The organism is Paenibacillus sp. 2TAF8 (assembly GCF_052114825.1).
Classification (GTDB): domain Bacteria; phylum Bacillota; class Bacilli; order Paenibacillales; family Paenibacillaceae; genus Paenibacillus.
The window spans coordinates 1-612 of sequence record NZ_JBFRFN010000058.1; the positions used below are offsets into that span (position 1 = coordinate 1).

The window sequence follows — 612 nt, forward strand, 5'->3', positions numbered from 1 at the left end:
GTCCATAAATTTAACACCTATCGGCCCCTCACTACTYTCATAACCAGGCAAACTTAATGTTACTACCTGAGATGTATTAGTCGCTGGATTTCCGGCAACTGTAGTTGTGCCTGARGGCGCWCCSACTCCTGATGCCTCCAATGCATATATCCGAACATGYTCGTTATTCGTRCCCGGTTGYTGCGATGTAAAGTGTACTTTGGATCCATCGGCGGTTGCACTCCACCCCGATATGGATGTCCCAAAGGCTACGGCTATTTTCGATGCTACTTCCGTTGCCGTTTCTGTRCCTATAATAGAAACATCTTTTCGGATCGGCGCTTCCCCATTTGTAAAATAGACATAATATGAACCTGGAGCTGTTGCTCCATTTTCGATTGCTAGTGTTACTACCTGTGCTGTATCCGTCATCGGTACAGCCCCTGCGGTTGTAATCTTACTATCCGGCATGCCGATTCCTGTATTTAACCCGGAAAGTCTTGCCAGAGCTTTACTATTATTCGCTGCCGGAAGTTTGGCTGTGAAGACCACTTTCGTCCCATTGGCAGATACAATCCAATCCGGAATGGTTGTCCCAAATGCTGTTGCGATCTTGTCCGCAAGCTGACTTCC

1 protein-coding gene is annotated in these 612 nt (G+C 47.4%); it reads right to left on the reverse strand.

Translation table 11 applies throughout. From position 1 onward, the window contains the following. The coding region (locus AB4Z30_RS29920; protein WP_441931227.1) for a hypothetical protein at window positions 1–612 on the reverse strand (612 nt) is incomplete at both ends.